17 protein-coding genes are annotated in these 20,742 nt (G+C 33.2%); 4 read left to right on the forward strand and 13 right to left on the reverse strand.

Going from position 1 to position 20,742, the window contains the following annotated elements:
* Window positions 1–136: 136 nt before the first annotated feature.
* Window positions 137–655 carry an adenine phosphoribosyltransferase gene (locus tag GKF99_RS06450; protein ID WP_154272928.1) on the reverse strand — a complete coding sequence of 173 codons (519 nt, stop codon included), beginning with the start codon at window positions 653–655 and terminating at the stop codon, window positions 137–139.
* A 184-nt stretch (window positions 656–839) separates the two neighbouring features.
* Here GKF99_RS06450 and GKF99_RS06455 point away from each other — a divergent pair, with 184 nt between their 5' ends.
* Window positions 840–2,084 (forward strand): hemolysin family protein, encoded by a 1,245-nt coding sequence (locus GKF99_RS06455; protein ID WP_154272929.1) that lies wholly within the window; start codon window positions 840–842, stop codon window positions 2,082–2,084.
* Window positions 2,085–2,354: 270 nt separating this feature from the next.
* Here the strand turns inward: GKF99_RS06455 and GKF99_RS06460 are convergent, their stop codons facing one another.
* Complete coding sequence (locus tag GKF99_RS06460; protein WP_154254441.1) at window positions 2,355–2,963, reverse strand: ribonuclease H family protein; 609 nt, start codon at window positions 2,961–2,963, stop codon at window positions 2,355–2,357.
* On the reverse strand, window positions 2,956–4,401 hold the full coding sequence (locus tag GKF99_RS06465) for an alpha-amylase (RefSeq protein WP_154272930.1): 1,446 nt from the start codon (window positions 4,399–4,401) through the stop codon (window positions 2,956–2,958). Before GKF99_RS06465 ends, GKF99_RS06460 begins: the two co-directional genes overlap by 8 nt.
* 89 nt (window positions 4,402–4,490) lie before the next feature.
* On the opposite strand from GKF99_RS06465, the gene rlmB reads away from it, so the two are divergent.
* Window positions 4,491–5,225 carry a 23S rRNA (guanosine(2251)-2'-O)-methyltransferase RlmB gene (rlmB, locus tag GKF99_RS06470; protein WP_094206856.1) on the forward strand — a complete coding sequence of 245 codons (735 nt, stop codon included), beginning with the start codon at window positions 4,491–4,493 and terminating at the stop codon, window positions 5,223–5,225.
* Window positions 5,215–5,748, forward strand: a complete 534-nt coding sequence (locus GKF99_RS06475) for an NYN domain-containing protein (protein WP_094205354.1) — start codon at window positions 5,215–5,217, stop codon at window positions 5,746–5,748. The genes rlmB and GKF99_RS06475 overlap by 11 nt, the downstream gene beginning before the upstream one ends.
* 134 nt (window positions 5,749–5,882) lie before the next feature.
* Here the strand turns inward: GKF99_RS06475 and udp are convergent, their stop codons facing one another.
* The 10 genes from udp to hprK all read right to left on the reverse strand — a co-directional run bounded on the left by udp (window position 5,883) and on the right by hprK (window position 18,550).
* Window positions 5,883–6,656 (reverse strand): uridine phosphorylase, encoded by a 774-nt coding sequence (gene udp / locus GKF99_RS06480; RefSeq protein ID WP_094206855.1) that lies wholly within the window; start codon window positions 6,654–6,656, stop codon window positions 5,883–5,885.
* 57 nt (window positions 6,657–6,713) lie between these two features.
* Window positions 6,714–7,229: a tryptophan transporter gene (locus GKF99_RS06485; protein WP_094206854.1), complete on the reverse strand. Its 516-nt coding sequence runs from the start codon at window positions 7,227–7,229 to the stop codon at window positions 6,714–6,716.
* Between the two features lie 391 nt (window positions 7,230–7,620).
* Entirely contained in the window at window positions 7,621–8,073 is a 453-nt protein-coding gene (locus tag GKF99_RS06490; RefSeq protein ID WP_094203338.1) for an OsmC family protein, read from the reverse strand.
* Window positions 8,066–9,241 (reverse strand): cobalamin-independent methionine synthase II family protein, encoded by a 1,176-nt coding sequence (locus GKF99_RS06495; RefSeq protein ID WP_094206853.1) that lies wholly within the window; start codon window positions 9,239–9,241, stop codon window positions 8,066–8,068. Before GKF99_RS06495 ends, GKF99_RS06490 begins: the two co-directional genes overlap by 8 nt.
* A complete protein-coding gene (locus GKF99_RS06500) occupies window positions 9,231–10,058 on the reverse strand; it encodes a PhnD/SsuA/transferrin family substrate-binding protein (protein WP_102164640.1) in 828 nt (275 codons plus the stop codon). Before GKF99_RS06500 ends, GKF99_RS06495 begins: the two co-directional genes overlap by 11 nt.
* Window positions 10,059–10,073: 15 nt before the next feature.
* Complete coding sequence (locus GKF99_RS06505) at window positions 10,074–11,189, reverse strand: acyl-CoA dehydrogenase family protein (RefSeq protein ID WP_094206851.1); 1,116 nt, start codon at window positions 11,187–11,189, stop codon at window positions 10,074–10,076.
* Window positions 11,190–11,223: 34 nt separating this feature from the next.
* Complete coding sequence (locus tag GKF99_RS06510; protein WP_094206850.1) at window positions 11,224–12,345, reverse strand: acyl-CoA dehydrogenase family protein; 1,122 nt, start codon at window positions 12,343–12,345, stop codon at window positions 11,224–11,226.
* A gap of 8 nt (window positions 12,346–12,353) precedes the next feature.
* Window positions 12,354–13,481 (reverse strand): acyl-CoA dehydrogenase family protein, encoded by a 1,128-nt coding sequence (locus tag GKF99_RS06515; RefSeq protein WP_094206849.1) that lies wholly within the window; start codon window positions 13,479–13,481, stop codon window positions 12,354–12,356.
* A 293-nt stretch (window positions 13,482–13,774) separates the two neighbouring features.
* A complete protein-coding gene (nifJ, locus tag GKF99_RS06520; RefSeq protein WP_154272931.1) occupies window positions 13,775–17,455 on the reverse strand; it encodes a pyruvate:ferredoxin (flavodoxin) oxidoreductase in 3,681 nt (1,226 codons plus the stop codon).
* 135 nt (window positions 17,456–17,590) lie between these two features.
* Window positions 17,591–18,550, reverse strand: a complete 960-nt coding sequence (gene hprK / locus GKF99_RS06525) for an HPr(Ser) kinase/phosphatase (RefSeq protein WP_154272932.1) — start codon at window positions 18,548–18,550, stop codon at window positions 17,591–17,593.
* Window positions 18,551–18,772: 222 nt separating this feature from the next.
* Between hprK and GKF99_RS06530 the strand changes: the two genes are divergently transcribed.
* A complete protein-coding gene (locus GKF99_RS06530) occupies window positions 18,773–20,479 on the forward strand; it encodes a cell wall-binding repeat-containing protein (protein WP_154272933.1) in 1,707 nt (568 codons plus the stop codon).
* Window positions 20,480–20,742: the final 263 nt, after the last annotated feature.

Here is a 20,742-nt window from a genome sequence, read left to right on the forward strand (position 1 = left end):
ATATGAGGACAAAAAAACCAGAGACAAATATTTCTAAATGTCTCTGGTATAAAGTCCAACTTTTTGGGGTCACCTTAAATTTTGGTTGTGCTTTTTTTGCAATTAAAAATCCACATGCATGACATGTGGATAAGATTTAGATATCGTATTGTACTAAAGTATTGATGTAATAATTTTTGTTAACATCTCTTCCGCCAAGTTCAGTAAGTTCAATCAAAAATTCCATAGCAGTGATTTCGCCACCGTTTTTTTCAACTAACTTAGCTACTGCATTCACAGTTCCACCTGTTGCCAATAAGTCGTCAACTATAGCAACTTTGTCGCCTTCATAAATCGCGTCTCTGTGTACTTCTAATTTGTCGGTACCATATTCCAAATCATAAGAATACTCTGACACTTCTCCAGGAAGTTTTCCAGGTTTTCTAACAGGAACAAATCTAACTCCAAGCGCATATGCTACAGCTGAGCCGAACAAGAATCCTCTAGCTTCTGGAGCTGCTATCACAGTTATTCCTTTGTCTTTTAAATCTTCTACCATAAGGTCTACTGCGTATTTGTAGGCTTCTTTGTCGTTTAACAATGTAGTAATATCTTTGAATGAAATTCCTTCTTTTGGAAATCCGTCTATAACTCTAATTTTTTCTTTTAAATCCATTTTCATCACCGTTTCTTTTTTACTGTATTATCTACATCTATAGTATACCATATTGTGAGATTTGTTTGTTGTTAAATTATTTTTAGTTTTCTAAATCGTTATGTTTTTTATTTAAAAATTTTGTCAAAATATTTTATTTACAACTATATTTATATATGTTACGATATGTTTGGAGAGTGATGTAATGGACAGTTCGAGTGTCTCGCAAATAATTGCGTTAGTGTTCTTGGTTGCAATGTCCGCCGTATTTTCATCAAGTGAAACGGCGATAACATCTGTAAGCAAAATAAAAGTTCGACAATTAGACCAAAAAGATAACAAAAATGCACATTTACTGAAGAAACTGCACGATAATATGCAAACTACCATATCTACTATTTTGATTGGTAACAACATTGTAAATATCGCAGCGAGTTCTATAGCTACAATTTTATTCACAAATATTTTTCATCAAAACGGAGCTTTGATATCTACAGTTGTAATGACTGTTTTTGTGTTGATTTTTGGAGAGGTTTTACCAAAAACAATTGCACAATACAAAAACAAATCCGTAGCATTAAAGTTTTCAAGGTTTATTTATTTTCTGACTTTAGTTTTCAAACCAATTGTAAAAGTATTAAACCTCTTAACTCGTTTGATAATCAAACTTTTTGTTGGCGAAGATGAGGATAGTTCGACACTTACCGAAGAAGAACTAAAAACTTTGGTGGAAGTTAGTGAAGAAGAAGGCGTACTGAAAAATCAAGAAACTGAAATCATGATAAATGCGTTGGAATTAAAGGAAACTCTAGCAGTTGATATTATGACTCCAAGAACTAGCATGGCATCAGTTGATATTGAAGATGCAGAGAGTGATTTGAAGGAAATCATCAAAAATATTACTTATTCTAGAATTCCAGTCTATGAAGGCAGCATCGACGATATTATAGGCGTTCTTCACATAAAAGAATTAGCGCACAAAATCATCGAAGATGACCAAGATTTTAAAGTCAGAGATATCCTAAAACCAGCATTTTATGCTTATGAATACATTCCAGTAGTGGATTTGTTCAAACAAATGAGAACTAAAAATATTTCCATCAGTATAATTATCGATGAGTACGGTGGAACTAGTGGAATTGTAACGATGGAAGATATCTTAGAAGAACTTGTCGGAGAAATCGACGATGAATACGACAACGAAAAAGAAGTAACTAAACTTAGCGACAATGAATACTTAGTCGATCCTGAAATGAGAATTGATGAAGTAAACGAAAGATTTGACCTTGACATTCAAAGCGACAAATTCGATTCAATCGGAGGATTTGTAATAGAATTATTGGACAGAATGCCCAAATCAAAAGATGAGGTTGAATTTGAAAACTTGAAATTCGTCGTAGTTAATGTTGATAAAAGAAAAATTACACAACTAATGATAATATTCAAATAATTTACTCTCACGAGATTCGTGAGAGTTTTTTTGTGGGAAAAGTTCCAAATATAATAACATAAACAAAAAGTAGAAAATCATTTTTGCACGAACATCTGACTACATAAATTGGCGATTTCAAAATCTCGAACTACTAAAATCCAAAACTCAAGCAAGGCTCTCAAACAGTTGGATTTTTTAACGTAGTTCTTCGATGAGAAATCACAACAATTTATTCCGTATGATATTCTTAGCAAAAATGTAATCTACTTTAATTTTTTTAATATTTTATTATTTCCCTATTCCCAACGCCTCTTTTGCCAATTCATCAGCCATATCGTTATAAGTATCGTTGGAGTGACCTTTAACTTTGACGAAATTAATATCGATTTGAGGCTTTATTTCGTCAATAAATTTCTTGTAGCTTTTGGTTAAATAATTGTTTGTTTTCCAGTCGCCATTAGCCCAGCTTTCAATCCCTTGATAATCATAAAAAATCGTGATTTTGTTCATTTTAAGTTCGACTGCTTTTTTAATTGCAAATACCGACCCACTTACTTCTCCCGATACATTTCTATGCGTTGAGAATTCTGATTTGGGAAATTTTTGATTGAATTTGTCGATTTTACCATTGTGAAACAACACACAACCAAAACTATATTCTCCCGTATCTTTTTTAAATGATCCATCTACATAAGCCACACACTCATTTTCATTTAAGCTATCAATTGACGCTACTTTTTTATTATCTTCGCCATTTATAAAATTATCTGCCTCTTCTTTTGTCTTAAAAGATTTGAAAATCGCTCCCTTAAAACCATTTACTTGTTGTTGGCACTCTGACCAACTATTGTATATCCCCGGATTTTTCCCAATTTTTACTGCATAAAATTTACTCATTACATACCCACACGCTCAAAGTTCCAGCTCCCACTTCAAAATCTCCGAATCCTTCATCATCGATTACAATTTCATTAGAATTTGTTCCAGTGATTTCCGTATACTTTTTACCTGCATTTTCCTTTCCTACATTCATTCTCAAAGTGTTGATGTCACCCGTGCTGATTACAACAGCCATTGGATTGTGAAAATCATCACCGTGTCTAATCCAACCTATCAAATTTTCACTTTCCATATAATCTGTCTGTTCTCCAAATGCGTAGTGTTTTCTGATGTACATCAAATTGTCTATAATATCCTTTTGCCCTTCGATATTAAATTCTCCACCTATTTTACAATAATCACCGTAAAACACGCAAGGATATCCATCTTTTCTTAGTAAAATCAAACCGTACGCAATCTTTTTGAACCAAGGTTCTACAAATGATTCCAACGATTGACCAGGTTCGCTGTCGTGATTATCCACGAATGTAACCGCAATTGCCGGATGTTCTTTTACCAAAGTATTGTCGAAAATTTTTCTCATATCAAATTTATCGCCCATTTTCGATGCAGAATACATATTAAAATGAAGTGCCACATCGAACAAATCCACGTCATATTTCGTATCGTACAAATAATGATTGGTGTTGTCCTTATCTTGTAACCAAAATTCACCGAAAAAATAAAAATCGCGATTAACAACATTTTGTATATGTTTGGTGAAATCAATTATGAATTCATCGTCAATGTGTTTAAGCGCGTCGTATCTGAATCCGTCCACATTAACATAATTCACAAACCATTCTCCCCATCTAAAAAGCTCATCTTTAACATCAGGATTTTTGTGGTCAATATCTGCAAACATCAAATAATCGAAATTTCCTTTTTCGTTAGAAACATTCTTGCTAAATCCTTTGTTTTCTCCAGCGACTTCAAAAATTGCTTTCTTTTGTTGTTTATTATCAAAATCAACTCCATTAAAATGTTGGAAATGCCACACAAACTCAGAATATTTTCCATTCCTACCTTTAAAATCAAATCCAGTCCATGCTTCAATATCATAAGCATCAGTAATTCTTTTCGTCCTGTCGTTAGGATCGACTTCGTAAGCCTTAAAAGTTTCTGAGAAATCAGCTCCAGCTTTGTGATTTAAAACTACATCTGCATACACTTTTATGTCATTTTCGTGCAAAACTTCGATTAGTTTTTTCAATTCTTCTACAGTTCCGTATTTTGTACGCAAAGATCCTTTCTGATCAAATTCTCCCAAATCGTACAAATCATACACACCATAACCAACATCATTAGTTCCCGTTGCTTTAAACATTGGAGCAAGCCACAACGCATCAATACCTTTTTCTTTTAAATTTTTCGCTTCTTTCGTCAAATTTTTATAATAATTTCCATCGTCTGGTAAGTACCATTCAAAAGCCTGCATCATTATTTCGTTTCCCATTTGTTCCTCCTATTAATTGTAAGAAATTGCTTTATATTGTATAATCTAATAAGATTATAACATTAAAATGATAAGAATAAGGAGAATAAATGCAATATTTAGTCGGTAGAAATCCTGTTATGGAAGCTTTGGAAATGGATATGGGAGTAACCAATCTATACATACAAAAAGGCGAATTAAAAGGATTTATTAAAAAAATAGAAAAAAAAGCTTACGATATGGGAATTAAAATCGAATACGTCGATAAAAAATACATCGAAAAATTCGCAGAAAACACTGCTCATCAAGGTGTTATGGCAAAAATGCCAAGTTTTGGTTATTCAAGCGTTGATGAAATGATAATTTACGCCAAGAAAAAAAATGAAGATCCTTTTTTGATAATTTTAGACGAAATAACAGATCCTCACAATTTAGGATCCATCATTAGAACTGCAGAAGTTGCAGGATGCCACGGAGTTATAATTCCAAAACACCGAGCTTGTGAAGTCAATGCAACTGCAATCAAAACAAGCGCAGGAGCTGTTTTCAATATCAAAATCGCACGTGTAACCAACATAACCACGACAATTAATTATTTAAAAGAACATAACATTTGGATTTACGGGGCTTGTGGCGAAGCTTCACAAACTCACACACAAGCTAACTTGAAAGGACCTATCGGCCTTGTAATCGGAAACGAAGGCAAAGGAATTTCGAGATTAGTCAGAGAAAATTGTGATCAATTAATTAAAATCCCTATGTATGGAAAAACAGAATCACTCAACGCATCAAATGCTGCGAGCATTCTAATTTATGAAGTCATACGCCAAAGGTATGAAAAATAAACAAATTTATCTTTATGTCGATGGTTATAATATAATAAATGCATGGCCTAATTTGTACAAATTATCAAACGATGTGGATTTGGATAGTGCCCGTGAAGAGCTCATTGATATAATGAAAGAGTATCAAAATCTAAGCGGAGAACAAGTTTATGTAGTTTTTGATGCTTATCTTGTAAAAGGTGGAATGAGCATTGAAGAAAAGCGTGATAATTTGACGGTGGTTTACACAAAAGAACACGAATCTGCAGACAGATATATTGAGAGAAAAGTCAACGATATGAAAAAGCACGACAAAATGTATGTGGCAAGCAACGATGGAATGATTCAACGAATTATTTTATCGCGTGGAGGAATTAGAATTAGCGCCAATGAACTTTGGAAAAATTATCTAACTTTAAAAGAAAACCTCAGAAGATCTAAGCTAAGGAAAAGAAAACAATCTACTGAAAATATTGTTACTATAGATGATGAAATTTATCAACAATTAGAAAAACTTCAAGATGAAATAAAAAAACAAAACTAGGTTATGTGACCTAGTTTTGTTTTTTTAACATAAGGAGATACCCATTTAATGGATAAAATGAAAACGTTATTAACTGTTTTTATTATATCACCCTACATATAAATTGTCAAAATTTAAAATTAAATTTCCACCATTTATTCTTGTTTATCTTTCTCTATCAAGTTTTTTATTGCTTCAATTGCAACTTTAATGGCTACATCAGTATCATGACACACAGGATTGTCTAAGTGTTTTTTCTCACGTTCTTGGTTTGCTACAACCAAAAAACAAGATCCACATCTTACTCGAAGATAATTTGCAACTACAAAAAGAGCTGCCGATTCCATCTCACTTGCCAATGTGCCAAGCCTTTTCCAAGCTTCCCATTTGTTTAATAAATCGTATGACACAGGCATTTTTTCTGGCTCGTGTTGTCCATAGAAGCTGTCTTTGCATTGAACAACTCCAACGTGGTAATTGTGCCCCAAATCTTTTGAAGCTTTTACCAATGAATTTGTCACATCTAAGTTTGCAACTGCAGGAAATTCTATCGGAGCGTATTCTTTACTCGTTCCTTCAGCTCTTATAGCTGAATTTGCTATAACCACATCAGAACTTTTTACATCTTCTTGAATTCCCCCACAAGTTCCAACTCTTATGAAAGTATCTGCACCTGCTTTGACAAGTTCTTCCATTGCTATTGCTGCAGAAGCACCACCGATTCCAGTGCTTGTTACAGAAACTTTTTCTCCATTTATAGTTCCAGTGTATGTTACATATTCTCTATGATCTGCTACTAATTTTGCATCGTCAAAATACTTTGCAATTTTTTCGCATCTTTTTGGATCTCCTGGAAGGATTACATACTTCCCTACATCTCCATTTTTAATATTCAAATGATATTGCACGCCTTCTTCTGCGTATTTCATAAAATCACCTCTTTTTTATCTATATTACTAGTATATACTAATTTTAGATAAATAGCATTATTGAGCGTTGATTTTGATGTAATTTGTGCGATAAATTATTTTTTTGAAGAAAATTCCCACAATTGTATTCAAAACTGAAGTTGGTAAACACACTGCAACAAACATTGATGGTAGTAGCTCTACAAAATTTTCTGTACCCATTCCCATTGGAATTGCAAGAGATAAAAATACAAATCCACTTGTCAAAGTTCCTATCGCAAATATGAGATTGGATTTTCTGCTGGTTTTTCCCATCAATTTGAACAAATAAAATACAATAATTCCTGAAACTAATTTATCAATTATGTTTGGAAGCTGTCCCATTGGGAAACTTGTTGTAAAAGCTGCAATTGCCCCTGCAAACAAACTCAACACAAAAGCTTCTTTTACATTATCCATAAATAATATTGCCAAAAACATCATTACTAACAAAAAATCTGGTTTTACTCCCATGAACAACGCAGGTGTAACGTAATGAAGCAATAATCCTACACTTAAAAATATCGAACTTACTGTTAATTTTTTTGAATCCATAATATCTTCCTTTCTTTTTCATAAAATTTTACTCTTCTAAAATCATTTCATAAGTTCATTTCATTACACTCACCTGCCTTTATAATAAAAAAACACCTGTTCCCCAAAAGGAACAAGTGTCAAAACTCGCGTTACCATCCTAATTTATGTGCAAAAATGCACACATCTCTTTCAGATACTTCCATATCCTATCCCTGTAAAGTGAGAATCACTTTTTGAACTACTATTTTTCATTCAAAATTCAGATAACCCCATTCATATAAACTTCTCTTAGAAATTCGCACCAACCATTTCCTCTCTTGAAGTTTCATTTATACTACTATCTTATCTATTGAATTTAATATTTTTAAATATTTCCTAATATTATATCACAAATAAAATAATTTACAAGTTATAAAACAGTTTTAAAATTAACATTTACCAAATCTTTTATAGAATTGTAAATCAAAGTTCTATCCAAAACTTCATCCAAAAACTCTTGCAATTCTTCTCCTTCATAAAATGAGAAGAAATAAATGTCAATATTGATTTTGTTGATAATACTCTTATCTTCAAAACCTATAACATTTAACAGATACATCGGATTGTCGATATCTAAGTTCACCTTAGCTTCGATATCTTGTAATATAGTGTTTCTTTTCTTTGCAACTCTCATCATAGTCAAAATCAACTCTGAAACGATGGAGCTTACGAAAAAATCAATTGATGTAAATTCTTCTTTTTCTGAATCAAATGAAATAGATGAGTCCACAGGAATACATGATTTTTCGTTGTAAACTTTGACCAAATCATCGGATACAATAGCTCTGAAACTCTTTTGGAATGAATTTATATCATCATTCATATTCTTTCCTCAATTTATTTCTAGCATCAATCATCGATTGTAGTTTTTCTCTTATGTGGTCGTATTCATTTACTGGTCTATTGGAGAATGTAGCAAATCCACAGTCTGGGTTTAGCCATAATTTATCCTTGTCGATAAATGTAAGAGCTTCCTTGGCTCTTTTGTAAATTCCATCTGTATCTTCCTTATCATCCAATCTTGGATTTAACACTCCAAGTCCCAAAATCACTTTGTTATTGATTCTTTCATCAGCTAGTAATGCTTTTAATTCCCCAGCTCTTGGAGTAGAAAATTCTAACGCCAATAAATCAGCATTGATATCTGCAAACAAATCTAAAAGCGGAGTATAAGGGCCTGTCAATAAAATACTTTCGTTTTTACTCCAATTACCACGACACACGTGAAGTGAACAAATAGATTTGTCCCTATCGACACTATCCATCACGCTTTTTATCAAATGTGTGGCAAACTTTAACTCTTCAGTTGGATCTTTTCTAGTAGACAAAGATGCACACATAAATGTTCTTGGTTTACCTTCAGTGAACACAATTTCTGTAAGAACTGGTTCATCAAATTGAATTACATCTACTCCGATTTCTTGAAGATTTTTGATTTCTTTTCTGTAGATATCAATTACATCTTCTCCCAAATCTTCCTTACTGTCGTAATATTTGGAACTAACATTTGCAAGCCACATACTTCTTGTAACCAAGTAAGGACCAGGCATTGTAATCTTAACAGGCTTATCAGTTAATGATTTCAAAAGTTTTAATTCTTCTGATACAATGTCTCCTTTATATTCCAATTTGCCAGTACAAATAGCGTTCTTAATAGATGTAGCAGGAACATCCAATGTCGTCAAAATATTTTCGAACTCTCTTTTATCATCGACGTAATCTAGCATTTCGGCCATACTCATTTGAGTTACTCCACCTAGTTTTTCAGAAATAAAAGATACGTAATTGTCTCTTTCTATTTCTCCACTTGTGATTACATCGATATCCAAATCTTCTTGTAATTTTACAACTTCTTTAGTCTTATCATATACCAATTGTTCGTAGTCAGAAAGGCTAATCATATTAGCCTTTAACATCCTACGAGCTTTCATTATTTCGTCTCCTCTTGGCATAGATCCTATCAAAGAGGTATTGAATAATTTATTGTTCACTATTGAATTCCTTTAAGAAATTTCCTAAATATTCATTAGCTTCAGTAATTTGTTTGAAACCTTCTCTTCTACCAGGAATCCATTGTTTTAATCCTTCAAGATCCATGATTTCTTTTTCTTTTTCGTTGTTGTAATCCATCTTGAACATAATGTCATCAAATGCTTTGATGTCTTCATCAGAAACTTCAGGATTGAATGTAAATATACAATGGTCAAAGTTATCAGTTTTATCTAAAACTTCAACTTCGTTTTTGTCTAGTGTACCATCACTAATCCAAGCATCATAATTTGTACTTAAACAGAATGATGCATCAACTTCTCCATTAACCATAGCAATCATGCTGTCTTTTTCTCCACCAACGTGGTCTCCATGTAAGCCAACACCGATATCAAATCTTTTTTCAGTGTAATCTTTACCATATTCTAAACCATTTTGATGTAAATAGTTTATAGGAATAAGTCTTGCTTGTGGAGAATCAATAGCTCCAAATCCTATTGTTTTTCCTTTTAAATCAGAAACTTTTTCAAAATTTCCCTTTTTAACTACTAGATAAGTTTTCTTATCTCTATCAGTATCTCTCATACATCCGATCTTATCTTTTCCGTCAGATCTCAAATGAGCGTCTAAATGTGCTAATGGGGAATTCCATGCTCCATCAATTTCTCCATTCATTAAAGCATCTACTTGTAGTTTGTAGTCTTTGAAGAATACTCCTTCGATTTCTGCTCCATTTTCCTTGAAAAATTCTTCAATCATTTCCCATATTACTGTAACTCTTGGAGCGTAAATAACTGCACCTATTTTTAATTTTTTCATTTAATTCCTCCTATTTTATTTACTTGATAAAGATTGTCCTAACATAACATGCAACACATCTAAAGATGGTGCCATAATTTGTCCAGCGTAAGCATCTCTCATCAATTTTTCAATTTCAGTCTTTCTATTGTAACTAATTCCTCCACCCACTCTCATTGCAAGAGTTGAGGATTCCATCGCATGTTCAATTGCAATAACTCTGGAAGCTATTATTTTTTGTAAAGCATCTTCATCATTTCTATCTAATGCTTCAGCTGCATCTTCTGCTAATGTTCTTGAACTTTGTGCTTTCGAGTAGATCTTGGACAAATACATTTGAACAATTTCTATATCTGCTAAACATCTTCCATCTGGATACTTTCTATTTTTTGCATGATTTGTTGTGATTTTTGATAGTCTAATATTTAAGCCAGAATATACGCTAGCTAGACCTAATAGGAAAAACTTAGTAACTATTTTAGAAACTTCAGGACCTTCTCCTTCCACTCCTAATCTATTCATGTCTGTTAACTTAACATCTTCGAGTTTCATTGGACATGAAACATTTCCTCTCATTCCAACTCCATCCCAATATTTCATATTGAAACTCAATCCTTCAGATTCCAAAGGAACTGTCCAATAAGTAGTCTTACCTTCAAAATCACATGATTTACTCAAGAACAAATAATAACTAGCGAACGTAGCAGTAGTTACCATTGACTTTGTTCCGTTAAATACAAAATAATTTTCATCTTTTATGCAAGTTGTTTCTGGATTACCAAAGTGAGTTCCTGTTCCAAATTCAGAATTAGCCAATGCCAAATACTTATTGTGATTGACTACATCATCCACAACTTTTTCATACAAATCTTTTTGTCCACATTTAATTACAGCATTCAATGCTACATTATGCATCATATAACATAATGCAGCTGACGGATTATACTCAGCAAAAGCCATAATTACTTTTTGGTGTTCCTTCGCTCCTTTGCCAAGTCCACCCATTTCTTCTGGAACCAAAAGTTTTAAAAAACCTTCTTCTCCCATTTTTTCAAATGCTTCTTTTGGAAATGAACAATCCACGTCTGAATTTTTCCCAGCCGTTTCTAAATAATTTTTCGCAAACTCTTTTGCTTGTTCGTAAATATCCATAATTCCTACCTTTTTATTGACATTTGTGTTCTATTTACTTGTTTTCTGTCGCTAAAATACCACCTAACATTACATGGAGAACATCCAATGATGGTGCCATAATTTGTCCAGCGTAGGCATCTCTCATCAACTTTTCTATTTCAGTCTTCTTATTATAAGTGATTCCGCCGCCAATTCTCATTGCAAGTGTAGCTGAGTTCATTGAATTTTCAATTGAAGTCACTCTTGCTGCAATAATTTTTTTAAGCATATCTTCGCTATTATTAACTATAGCTTCTGCTGCATCTTCTGATAGTGTTCTTGCGCTTTGTGCCATTGAATATATCTTAGACAAATACATTTGAACAATTTCAATATCTGCTAAGCATTTTCCATTTGGATATTTTCTACTTGTAGCGTATTTATTAGTAATGTTTGATATTCTAATATTTAAACCAGCATATACACTAGCAAGTCCAAGTAAAAACATCTTTGTTACAACACTTGCGACTTCATCTGCTCCGCCTTCTTCCCCTAGTCTGTAATCAGATGTCAACTTAACATTGTCAAATTTCATTGGACAAGAAACATTTCCTCTCATTCCAACTCCATCCCAATATTCCATATTGAAACTCAAACCTTCAGATTCCAATGGAACAACCCAATATGTCGTTTTACCTTCAAATTCAGCTGATTTACTGTTATATTGATAATAACTTGCATAAGTTGCACTTGTTACCATTGATTTAGTACCCTTGAACACATAGTCGTCTCCATTTTTAGTACAGGTCATTTCTGGATTACCAAAATGTGTTCCACTACCAAATTCTGAATCAGCCAATGCCATAAATTTATTATTTTCAACGACATCTTTTACTATTTTATCAATTAAAGTTTTTTGACCATAATCCAACACTCCACTGATTCCAACATTATGCATCATATAGCATAATGCTGCAGATGGATTGTATTCAGCAAATGCCATTGTAACTTCTTGATGTTCTTTTGCTCCTTTGCCAAGTCCGCCCATTTCTTCAGGAATCAAAAGTTTTAAAAATCCTTCTTCTCCCATTTTTTCAAATGCTTCTTTTGGGAAAGTGCAATCCTTGTCAGATTTTTTTCCTTCTTCTTCTAAATATTTTTTTGCAAATTTTTTTGCTTGTTCGTAAATTCCCATTAAGTCTCCTATAAAAGTGGTTGACCTGTTATAGCTTTTCCTAACCAAACGTTAAGAACGTCTAGTGATGGAGCCATAATTTGTCCAGCGTAAGCATCTCTCATTAATCTTTGGATTTCGGATGCGCAGTTGTAAGTCTTACCTCCACCTACTCTCATTGCAAGTGTTGAAGATTCAATTGCATTTTCGATAGCACAAACTCTTGCTGCAATAATCTTACATACTGCATCTTCTTCACCATCAACTAAAGATCTAGCTGCTAATTCTGTAAGAGCTTTTGCACTCATACCATTTGAATAAATCTTACCTAAGTGAACTTGTACTGTTTCAATGTTAGCTAAACATTGTCCTGAAGGGTATTTTCTCTTCAATGCGTAATCATTAGTAACTTTTGATAATCTTAAGTTCAATCCAGTGTATACACTAGCTAAACCTAAAATGAAATATGGGGCAACTACGTTAAATACTTGGTCAACACCTGAACCTTCTTCGCCGATTCTGTTAACTTCGTCTAATTTAACATCATTCATAGTCATTGGACATGAAACATTACCTTTCATACCAATACCTTTCCAATGACTCATCTTGAATTCTAAACCTTCAGATTCCAATGGAATTAACCAGTTGTTGATGTCTCCTTCTTTTTCAGTTGATGGAGTTAAAATTAAGTAATAGCTTGCATGAGTTGCACTTGTTACCATTGATTTTGTTCCGTTGAAAACGAATTTTCCACCGTCTTTAGTAACTTTGATTTCTGGAATGTAGAAGTGAGTACCAGTTCCGAATTCAGAATATGCTAAAGCCATAAATTTGTTGTTTTCAACTATGTCTTTAACAACTTTTTTCTTTAATTCTTCATTACCATTAGTAAGAACAGTCATTAAAGCAACGTTGTGCATCATGTAGCAAAGACCAGCAGTTGGGTTGCTTTCAGCGAATGCTAAAACAGCTTGTTGGTGTTCAACAGCAGTCTTTCCTAAACCACCCATTTCTTCTGGAATAAGTAATTTGAAGTAACCAGCTTTTCCCATTTCTTCAAATGATTCTACAGGAAATCTACCTTCTTCATCTGATCTCTTTGCATATGGTTCTACATGTTCCAATGCAAATTTTCTTGATTCTTCGTAAAAATTCATAAAACCCTCCTAAAGTTTATATTTCATTTATATGATATCACTAATTCTCTAATAAAACCAGAAATATTGTTAAAAATTCTTCATTTATTGAAACTTTCTATAAATCCTACCAATTTCATTCGAATTTTAACAAATTAGAAAATTTATTGATTTTTTTATTCGTTTTATCATTGAAAAATCAACGTTATAAACTTTTTAATCATTTATAGAAAAAATCTATAAATGATTTTTCAAATTGTTAAAAACTTGCAATAAAAAACACTGCGAGATTTTCTCACAGTGTTTTCGTTATATTATCTATTTGTAGAATTTGGATTTACGACGTCTTCTTTCTTTGCGCCTTCTTCTTCCTTAGCTTTTTCTACAGATTCAACTTTCTTACCTTCTTTATCAAGGTTTTCTTCTTTTTCTGCTGCATCTGTATCTTCTACTGAGTTAGAATAATCCATTTCTGCCATTCTCTTGTAAGTGTTGTATCTTTCCTTAGCATCTCTTTCAGCTTCTTGGAATAATTCTTCAGCTTGTTCAGGGAATGATTTTTGTAATGACAAGTATCTTACTTCTCCTCTGATGAAGTCTTGGAATGATCCAGTTGGTTCTTTAGAGTCTAATTGGAATGGATTCTTTCCTTCTTCTGCAAGAGTTGGATCGAATCTGTATAAGTGCCAGTAACCAGCTTCTACAGCTAATTTTTCTTGACGTTGGCTCTTACCCATACCAGCTTTAATACCGTGGTTGATACATGGTGAGTAAGCGATGATTAATGATGGTCCATCATATTCTTCTGCTTCTCTAATAGCTTTTAATGTTTGATTTTGGTTAGCACCCATAGCGATTTGTGCTACGTATACGTATCCGTAAGTTGATGCCATCAAGCCTAAATCTTTCTTTCTAACTTTCTTACCACTTGCAGCAAATTGTGCTACAGCAGCTGTTGGAGTTGACTTAGAAGCTTGTCCACCAGTGTTTGAGTAAACTTCTGTATCGAATACCATAACGTTGATGTTTTCACCTGATGCTAATACGTGATCCAATCCGCCGTATCCGATATCGTAAGCCCAACCGTCTCCACCGAAGATCCATACAGATTTCTTAATTAAGAAGTCTCTGTCTGTTCTTATATATTTCAATAATTCTTCAGCTTCTTCGTTGTTTGTATTGTCATCTAAGTGTTGTAAGATTTCTGCTGCACATGCTTTCGATGTAGCTACATCGTCCATGTTTTCAACGAATTTTTTGAATGGTGTATTCAATGGACTTTCAATGTTCAAGTCTAAGAATGCTTGCATTTTTTCTTTTAATTGTAATCTAATCTTCTTGATAGCTAAGTGCATACCATATCCGTATTCAGCATTGTCTTCGAATAATGAGTTAGCCCAAGCTGGTCCTTTACCTTCAGCGTTTGTGCAGTAAGGAGTTGAAGGAGCACTTGCACCCCAGATTGATGAACAACCTGTAGCGTTAGCTATAAGCATTCTATCACCGTATAATTGAGTGATTAATTTAGCGTATGGAGTTTCTCCACAACCAGCACATGCTCCAGAGAATTCAAATAATGGTTGTTGGAATTGTGAACCTTTAACTGTTTTTTCTGCTGGCATTAAGTCTTCTTTGTATCCAACTTTTTCTACAGCGTAAGTCCAATTGTCTTTTTGTGCAAGATGTTGTTCTTCGAAAGGTTTCATGATTAATGCTTTTTCTTTTGCTGGACATACATCAGCACAGTTACCGCAACCTGTACAGTCTGCTGGTGAAACTTGGATTCTGAATGTTAAATCTTCAAATCCTTTACCAACTGCTTTTTTGCTTTCGAAAGTTTCAGGAGCGTTCTTTCTATCTTCTTCGTTTAATAAGAATGGTCTGATAACTGCGTGTGGACATACATAAGCACATTGGTTACATTGGATACATTTATCCATTTGCCATTCTGGAACGTTAAGAGCGATACATCTCTTTTCGTAAGCTGAAGTTCCCATTGGGAATTCACCATTTGCTCTGTCTTTGAATGCAGATACTGGTAAATCATTACCTTGTTGTGCGTTCATTACACTTGCAACTTCTTTTACGAATTCTGGAAGGTTAGCGTCTTTTTCAACGTCTTCTTCAGCATTTTTCCATTCAGCTGGAACATTGATTTCTACAAGTTGATCGATACCTTGATCTACTGCAGCGTAGTTCATGTTTACAATGTCTTCACCTTTTCTACCGTAGTTAGCAACTATAGATTCTTTTAATTTCTTAATAGCTTCATCTATAGGTAATACTTTAGATAATTTGAAGAATGCAGCTTGCATAATCATGTTAGTTCTTCCACCTAATCCTACTTCTGCTGCAATCTTAGAAGCGTTGATAGTGTAGAATTTAATGTCGTTTTCAGCGATATATTTCTTTAATTTGCCTGGAAGGTGAGTGTCTAATTCATCTTCATTCCAGATACAGTTTAGTAAGAATGTACCACCTTTTCTTAAACCTCTTAATAAATCGTATTGATATACATAAGCTTGTTTTGAACAAGAAATGAAATCTGATTCATCTAAAAGGTAAGTTGAGTGAATTGGGTTGTTACCAAATCTTAAGTGAGACATTGTAACCCCACCAGATTTTTTAGAGTCATAATCGAAGTAACCTTGAGCGTACATGTCAGTACCATCACCTATAATCTTGATAGCTGATTTGTTAGCACCTACTGTACCGTCAGAACCAAATCCCCAGAACTTACATCTTATAGTTCCTTCAGGTGAAGTGTTTATAGTTTCTTTTACTTCTAATGATCTGTGAGTAACATCATCTACTATACCGATAGTAAATTGTGTTCTTGGTTGATCTTGTTTTAAGTTTTCGTAAACTGTGTTAATGTGAGTTGGAGTTGTATCTTTTGAACCTAAACCGTAGATACCACCAACGATAACTGGTTTATTTTCATGATCGTAGAAACAATCTCTAACGTCAAGATATAGAGGTTCTCCTAATGAACCTTTTTCTTTAGTTCTATCTAAAACTGCAATCTTCTTAACTGTTTTTGGAATAGCATTTAAGAAATGTTCTTTAGAGAATGGTCTGTATAAGTGAACTTTTAATACTCCGACTTTTTCTCCTTTAGACACTAAATAATCAACAGTTTCTTCAATAGTTTCAGTTACTGAACCCATAGCTACTATAATATTTTCAGCATCTTCAGCACCATAGTAGTTGAATAATCCGTAGTTTCTGCCTGTAATCTTGTTAATTTCATTGATATAGTTTTCAGTGATACCAACGATATCTTCATAGTATGTATTAGATGCTTCCATACCTTGGAAATAAACGTCTGGATTTTCAGCTGTACCCATAGTCTTAGGGTTTTCTGGATTTAAAGCATTTCTTCTGAATTCATCAATAGCTTCCCAATCAACAATCTTTGCCAAATCTTCATAATCCATAACTTCGATTTTTTGAATTTCGTGACTTGTTCTGAAACCATCGAAGAAATGTAAGAATGGAACTTTACCTTTAATAGAAGAAAGGTGAGCTACTGCTGCTAAATCCATAACTTCTTGTACTGAACCTGAACATAACAATGCAAAACCAGTTTGTCTTGCTGCCATAACGTCTTGGTGGTCACCAAAAATGCTAAGCGCATGTGATGCTAAAGCTCTTGCTGATACGTGGAATACGCCAGGTAAGTTTTCTCCGGCAATCTTGTACATATTTGGAACCATCAACAATAAACCTTGTGATGCTGTGAATGTAGATGCCAAAGCCCCTGCAACTAAAGCCCCGTGTACTGAACCAGCTGCTCCACCTTCTGATTGTAATTCAGTTACTTGTACAGTTTCACCGAATAAGTTCTTACGTCCATCTGCTGCCCATACATCAATTGCTTCAGGCATTGGTGATGATGGAGTAATTGGATAAATAGTTGCCACATCTGAAAATGCATAAGCTACGTGAGCAGCGGCTGTATTTCCATCCATGGTTTTCATGTGTTTTGCCATTTATTTAACCCCCTATATATAAATAAATAAATTGTTTAATTTAAAACGGACGAACTCCGCTCTATGAGTTATTATAACTCAATAAAATTCTCATTGCAAGAATAACAAACTTCATCAAAAAATTTTATTGTGAAATTAATTTTTGTTATTTTTTAACTGCTTTCTGTGTTCTTCAGTATCTTTTTTCATATTTGCAATTAACTTATTATTTAACTCTTGTGCCGCATTATAACCCAAAAGTTTTTGTCTTTGATTTCTAACTGCAACCTCAACAATCATTGCAATATTTCTGCCTGGTTTTACAGGAACTTCAAGATATGGAAGTTCAACCCCCAAAATTTCTGTAGTGTGATCGTCAAGTCCGATTCTGTCGTATTCTTTATCGTCTTGCCATTTTTCTAGCTTTATAACCAAATCTATAAACGTAGTTAATCTTACAGAACCTGTACCGTATAACCTTTGAATATCTAAAATTCCAAGACCCCTAACTTCCAAATAATGTCTAATGTTAAGAGGAGCTTGTGCCAACAATCCTTTTTCGATTTTTCTAATTTCAACCACATCATCTGCAACAAGTCTGTGACCTCTAGTAACCAAATCTAAAGCAGTCTCGCTTTTTCCTACAGAACTGTCTCCCATCAACAAAACACCCATACCAAAAACATCCAACAGAGAAGCGTGGATTGTATCTTCCTCACTAAGAAAATATTCCAATACTTCATCCAATGCTGAGATAAGTCTGGTAGTTGTTCTATCTGAAATTAGTAGAGTTTTATCGTATTCTTCAGCTAATTTTCTAACTTCATCAGGAATTTGAGCATAATGCGAAAACACAATACAAGGAATATCATATTCCATCATTGCTCTTACTCTTTCTTTTCTAAGCTCCATATCCATCGCCATATAATATGCAAGTTCAGCCTTACCGAACAACTGAATTCTTCTATATGGAAATTCTTCCAAGAAACCAGATAATTGCAACCCTGGTCTATTTATTTCAGAATTTGTAATCTCAATTGTTTCGTAATCAGAACTTGTCCTTACAACGTGCAAGTCTAATTTTTTAACAACCGCACTTAATTTTACTGTTTTCATAAGTTCCCTCCTTATTATATTTTATTATCTAATCTGTATATAAGCAAACAATCTTCGATAATAAATGACGAAATCACAACTTAATTGTTACGTTTTTGTAATATTTAACGTTTTTTTAACCTAATTTATTACAAAAAAGTTACAACAAGTTACAAATGTGTTACAATATATTATATTAAATTTGCAGATTAAAAACTTTTAATCGTAAAATTAGGAGGAAAAATGAACAATATAAAAAAACCATTGTTAGTGATGGGATTAATGTTTACCTTTTCTGCTTTAAATGCAACTTCTTCATTTGCTGATGTTGACAATACAAAGCTTGTAGAAGAAGTAAAACATGACGCTTTAAATTACACTACAAATTTGCAAAATACAATTAAAGATCAAGAAAATGTGAATACAGAGGATTCCATCAAATCCAATGATGCACAACAAACTGAAAAAGTTAATACTGAAAATACTGAAAAAGAAGATAAAGAAGAAACTAGTAAGGAAGATTTGAAAGAAGACTTTGAAGATTCAAAAGAACTTTTGAAAAAACCTGCTGAGGTAAAAGCAGTTAAAAGAGCCGATGTGAAGAAAATCACTTCATCAAGTAAATTCGAAACAGCTACTAATATAAGAAATGAATATTTTTCAAAATCAAATACAGTTATTTTGACAAATAGCTCAACATTTGTAGATTCACTATCTGCTGTTTCACTATCAAGAGGTAACACTCCAATATTATTTACTAACCAATCTTCATTAGGTAGTAAAACATTGGCAAGCCTAAAAGCTAACAAACCTAAAAAAGTTTACATTCTAGGTGGAGAAAAATCCGTTAGCAATTCTGTAGTAAATCAACTTAAAAGTTTGGGAATAATCGTTGAAAGAATTGCTGGACATGATAGATACGAAGTTAATTCTAAAGTAGCAGCAAAAACACATAATCCAAATACAAAACAAAAAACAAATATACTTATAACTTCAGGCGAAAATCATAGTGATGCTATATCATCTGCTGTTTTATCTCAAAACAAAAAAGCTCCTATACTTTTCGTTAGAAAAAATGAAGTTCCTACATCTATAAAAGGTTATTTGTTATCTTTAAAGAGAAACAATGCTATAGGAAGTATAACAATAGTTGGTGGTAACTTATCAGTATCTCAACAAGTAGAATCTTACTTAAGAACTTTTAGCAATAATGTAAGTAGGATTGCTGGTCGTGACAGATACACTACTAACCTAAAAGTTGCAAAACAAGTTAACCCTAACGCAAAAAGAGTAATCGTAGCTGAAGGTAATGGTTACAACGATGCATTATTAATGTCACCTGTTGCTACAAAGTTAAATGCTTCTTTAATATTGACAAAACCTAACGATGTAACAAGAACAAAAGATTATTCTTCAAACGACAAAAGCTCTACTATGGAAGCATTCTTTAAGAACAACAAATCCATAGACCAAGTTATAGTTTGTGAAGGAAATCATTCAATTTCCGATTTCGTATCATCATCTATATCTGATTTGTTAGCAGGTAAAAATCTTAAGACTGCACCAAAAGCAGATGCATTATACAAAAAAGAAAAAGCTGAACTAAGAAAAAGTAAAACTGAAAAATCTAAACCTGTAGATTCATTACAAGCTCAGCTTGCAAAAGCAAAAAGAGTATTCACAGTAAGATCCACAGCTTACACTTCTGATCCTAGAGAAAACGGTGGATGGAATGTAACAGCAATCGGAACTAAAATTAGACGCGGTGTTATCGCAGTAGACCCAAGAGTTATTCCTTTGAGAACAAGAGTATATGTAGAAGGATACGGATTTGCTACAGCAGAAGACACTGGTGGAGCTATTAAAGGAAATAAAATTGATGTAGTTATGGATACTAAAGCTCAATCTCGTAACTGGGGAGTTAGAAACGTCAAAATCTACATCTTATAATATAAACTACTAAGCACTGATTAAAATCAGTGCTTTTTTAATGTAATTTTTTAGAATGATTTTGAGATATAATCTCAGTTTTCAGTCGTTACCAAACAAATTTTAAGCGATTTTTCATAAAAACTAGCAATTGTTACATTTTTTTAATAATTAAGTTTTTGAATGGTGCATTTCATGTTTTTTTCTAAAAGTTACAAATCGGTTACAAACTATTCCCTATTTTATGGGAAGTATGATTTTCAAGTAATTCACAAATTTTTCAA

Origin of the sequence: Finegoldia sp. BIOML-A2 (assembly GCF_009678315.1) — a bacterium.
GTDB classification, from domain to species: Bacteria; Bacillota; Clostridia; order Tissierellales; family Peptoniphilaceae; genus Finegoldia; species Finegoldia magna.